General features: G+C 68.2%; 6 protein-coding genes. 1 reads left to right on the forward strand and 5 read right to left on the reverse strand.

All coding sequences use genetic code 11. The annotated features are described in order from the left end of the window. Window positions 1-57: 57 nt before the first annotated feature. The 3 genes from pheS to rpmI form a co-directional block, all read right to left on the reverse strand. Complete coding sequence (gene pheS, locus H0T81_RS02745; RefSeq protein WP_294009504.1) at window positions 58-1125, reverse strand: phenylalanine--tRNA ligase subunit alpha; 1068 nt, start codon at window positions 1123-1125, stop codon at window positions 58-60. A 77-nt stretch (window positions 1126-1202) separates the two neighbouring features. Beyond that, the gene (rplT, locus tag H0T81_RS02750; RefSeq protein ID WP_294009506.1) at window positions 1203-1580 is read right to left on the reverse strand and encodes a 50S ribosomal protein L20; all 378 of its coding nucleotides are present in this window, start codon (window positions 1578-1580) and stop codon (window positions 1203-1205) included. Window positions 1581-1592: 12 nt separating this feature from the next. Further along, complete coding sequence (gene rpmI, locus H0T81_RS02755; protein WP_249868273.1) at window positions 1593-1796, reverse strand: 50S ribosomal protein L35; 204 nt, start codon at window positions 1794-1796, stop codon at window positions 1593-1595. A gap of 145 nt (window positions 1797-1941) precedes the next feature. Between rpmI and H0T81_RS02760 the strand changes: the two genes are divergently transcribed. Then, complete coding sequence (locus tag H0T81_RS02760; RefSeq protein ID WP_294009511.1) at window positions 1942-2358, forward strand: VOC family protein; 417 nt, start codon at window positions 1942-1944, stop codon at window positions 2356-2358. A 25-nt stretch (window positions 2359-2383) separates the two neighbouring features. On the opposite strand, the gene H0T81_RS02765 is transcribed toward H0T81_RS02760, so the two are convergent. Then, window positions 2384-3043 (reverse strand): SDR family oxidoreductase, encoded by a 660-nt coding sequence (locus tag H0T81_RS02765; RefSeq protein ID WP_294009513.1) that lies wholly within the window; start codon window positions 3041-3043, stop codon window positions 2384-2386. Between the two features lie 5 nt (window positions 3044-3048). Continuing rightward, window positions 3049-3642, reverse strand: a 594-nt coding sequence (prs, locus tag H0T81_RS02770) for a ribose-phosphate diphosphokinase (RefSeq protein WP_294009515.1), incomplete at its 5' end; no start/stop codon positions are given.

The following is a 3642-nucleotide window of genomic DNA, read 5'->3' on the forward strand; positions in this document are numbered from 1 at the left end:
CCCCCCCCCACCCCTCGGTCCCCTCCCGTAACCGGGAGGGGAAGATCGGCCGCAACTTCACGCGCCGACTCCGCCCGACAGGGTCGGCACGGCGAGCGCCCTGAAGCCGTAGTGCTTGAGCCAGCGCAGGTCGGCGTCGAAGAAGGCCCGAAGGTCGCTCATTCCATATTTGAGCATCGCCAGCCGGTCGACGCCGGTGCCGAACGCGAAGCCCTGCCACTCGTCGGGATCGAGCCCGGCATTGGCCAGCACTCGGGGATGGACCATCCCCGATCCGAGCACTTCCATCCAGTTCTCGGAACCGCCGATGACCCGCCGGCCGCCCTCCCACGACCAGCCGACGTGGACGTCGGCCGACGGCTCGGTGAACGGGAAGTAGCTGGGGATCATCCGGATGGCGACGTCGTCGCGCTCGAAGAACGCTTTGAGGAACGTCTCCAGGGTCCAGCGCAAATGCCCGAGGTGGATCGCCCGGTCGACCACCAGCCCCTCGATCTGGTGGAACATCGGCGTGTGGGTGGCGTCGCTGTCGGAGCGGTAGACCCGGCCGGGAGCGATGATCCGGAGCGGCGCTCCTTGGTTCTGCATCGCGCGGATCTGGACCGGCGAGGTGTGCGTGCGGAGCACCCGCGGCTCGCTCTCGCCGTCCCGGGGCTCACAATAGAAGGTGTCGTGCATCGCCCGCGCCGGGTGCGCCTCGGGCATGTTGAGAGCGGTGAAATTATACCATTGGTCCTCGATCTCGGGCCCTTCGGCGACCGCGAAGCCCAGGTCGGCGAAGATCTCGGCGAGCTCGTCCATCACCTGGCTGACCGGATGCACGGTCCCTTGCGGCGCTTGCGCTGCGGGCAGCGACAGGTCGAGCTTCTCGGTCGCCAGCCGGCGGTCGAGCTCGGCCGCCTCCAGCGCCGCCTTGCGCTCGGCGATCGCGGCGGTGACCGCCTCGCGCAAAGCGTGGATCTTCGGGCCGTGGGCAGCCCGCTCTTCGGCGTCCATCGACCCCAGCGACTTCAGCTGCGCGGTGATCGTCCCCGACTTGCCGAGCGCCGCGACGCGCAGCTTTTCGAGCGCGGCGAGGTCGCCGGCGCCCGCGATGTCCCGCAAGAGCTGTTCGCTGTCGCTCATCCTTGCGCCCCATAAGCAAACGGGCGCGGAAGACCAGCCTCCCGCGCCCTTGCCGTTGGCTGTCGTGCGGCAAGCCCTTATGCGGCTTTGTTGTCGTCCTTGGGCAGCGCCGCCTTGGCCTGGGCGATGATGGCGCTGAACGCCTCGCCCTCGTGCATGGCGATGTCGGCGAGCACCTTGCGGTCGAGATCGATGCCGGCGAGCTTCAGAGCGTGGATGAACTGGCCGTAGGTCAGGCCTTCGGCGCGGACCGCGGCGTTGATCCGCTGGATCCACAGGGCGCGGAAGCTGCGCTTCTTCACCTTGCGGTCGCGGTACGCGTACTGGCCGGCCTTCTCGACCGCCTGGCGGGCGATCCGGATGGTGTTCTTGCGCCGGCCGTAATAGCCCTTCGCATTCTCCAGGATCCGCTTGTGCTTGGCGCGCGTGGTGACGCCGCGCTTGATGCGTGTCATGGCTCGCGCTCCTTACTTGAGGCCGTACGGCGCCCAGAGCTTCACGCGCGCCGTGTCGGCGTCGGCGAGAATCTCGGTGCCGCGGTTCTGGCGGATATATTTGGCGTTGTGGCTGATCAGCCGGTGGCGCTTGCCGGCGACGCCGTGCTTGACCTTGCCAGTGGCCGTGAGCTTGAAGCGTTTCTTGACGCCGCTCTTGGTCTTGAGCTTGGGCATTTTCGTCTCCTAATGGCACCCCCGAAGGATGCGACGTTATCGAACCGCCACGGCAGCCCTAACCGGCCGGGCCGTTCACTTTTCCACGGATCTGGAAAGCGCGGGCGTATAAGGGCGCAGCGGGACGAAGGCAAGGAGGCGCAAGATGGACCGAAACCCAGCCCAGGAACCCGGCACCGGGCTGACCCCGCATTTGACGATCCGCGATCGGCGAGCGGCCGAAGCCATCGAATTCTACACAGCCGCGTTCGGCGCCGAGGAGCTGATGCGCATGCCGTCCGACGACGGCCGCCTGATGCACGCGCATTTGAAGATCAATGGTTCGTCGCTGATGATGCACGACGACTTTCCCGAGCACGGCGGCGGACCCGCCGGCGAACCGGCCGGAGTCATGCTCCACCTCCAAGTCGACGACGCCGACGGCTGGTGGAACCGAGCGGTCGACGCTGGAGCCGAGGTGACGCTGGAGCTCGCCGACCAGTTCTGGGGCGACCGCTACGGCCAGCTCAGGGATCCGTTCGGCCACCGCTGGTCGATCGGCGCTCCGATCCGGCGGCAATAGGCCGGGACGTCCTCACCAGACGTCCTCACCAGGGGTGAGGGCTTCCGTCGCGCTTGAGGAAACCGCCCGATTGATCGGCGCCCACGCGCTCGATCAGCGCCCGCATCTCGCCGACGCTCTGCTCGGCCGGAATCAGCGCGTTGGGGCCGCCCATGCGCGTCTTGACCCAGCCGGGGTCGATCGTCGCCGCCACCGCTCCCAGCGGCTTCGCCTCGATCGCCAGGCTGTGCCACGCCATGTTGAGCGCCGCCTTCGAGGTCCGGTACGGGGCGTAGCCGCCCGAGCTCTCGGCGATGCTGCCCATGCCGCTGGAGATGGCGATCAGCTTGCCGCGCGCGTCGGCGACCCGGCCCAGCAGCGCCTTGGCGAGCACGTACGGGGCGATGCAGTTGACCACCATCATCTCGGCCCAGGCGTTCCCGTCGGCGGCGGTTTCGCCGGTCTCGGGTAGCATCGTACCGGCGTTGGCGATCAGCAGGTCGAGCGGGTGCTCGATGCTTGCGGCGAGCGATGCGACGGCGTCCAGGTCGCGCAAGTCGAGCGTCTCGACGCCCACCTCCAGCGCCGCCAGTTCGGCCGAGGTTTCGCGAGCCGTCGCGATCACCTGCCAGCCGGCCGCCGAATACTGCCGAGCGAATTCGAGCCCGATGCCGCGGTTGGTGCCGGTGATCAGGACGGATGGCACGCGCCTTAGTCGAACAGGCTCGAGACGCTGGCCTCGTCGGCGATCCGGCGGATCGCCTCGGCGAGCAGCGGGGCGATGGTCAGGCGGCGGATCTTGCCGTTCTTGGCATCGGCCTCGCCGGTCCAGATGGTGTCGGTGACGACCAGCTCGGAGAGCTCCGAAGTGCCGATGCGCGCCGCCGCGCCGCCCGACAGCACCCCGTGCGTGCAGTAGGCAACGACCTGCTCGGCGCCCTCCTGCTTGAGCGCGGCGGCCGCGTTGCACAGCGTTCCGCCCGAATCGACGATGTCGTCAATCAGGATGCAGGTGCGCTGGTCGACCTCGCCGATGACGTTCATCACCTCGGACTCGCCGGCGCGCTCGCGGCGCTTGTCGATGATCGCCAGCGGCGAGTTGCTGAGCCGCTTGGCTAGGCTCCGTGCGCGGACGACCCCGCCGACGTCGGGCGAGACGACGGTCAAATTGTGGTTGGAAAAGCGCGCCTGGATGTCGGCGGCGATCACCGGCGAAGCGAACAGATTGTCGGTGGGGATGTCGAAAAAGCCCTGGATCTGGCCGGCGTGGAGGTCGATCGACAGCACTCGGCTGGCGCCCGCGAC

The sequence above is a fragment of the Sphingomonas sp. genome (assembly GCF_013812825.1).
Classification (GTDB): Bacteria; Pseudomonadota; Alphaproteobacteria; order Sphingomonadales; family Sphingomonadaceae; genus Sphingomicrobium.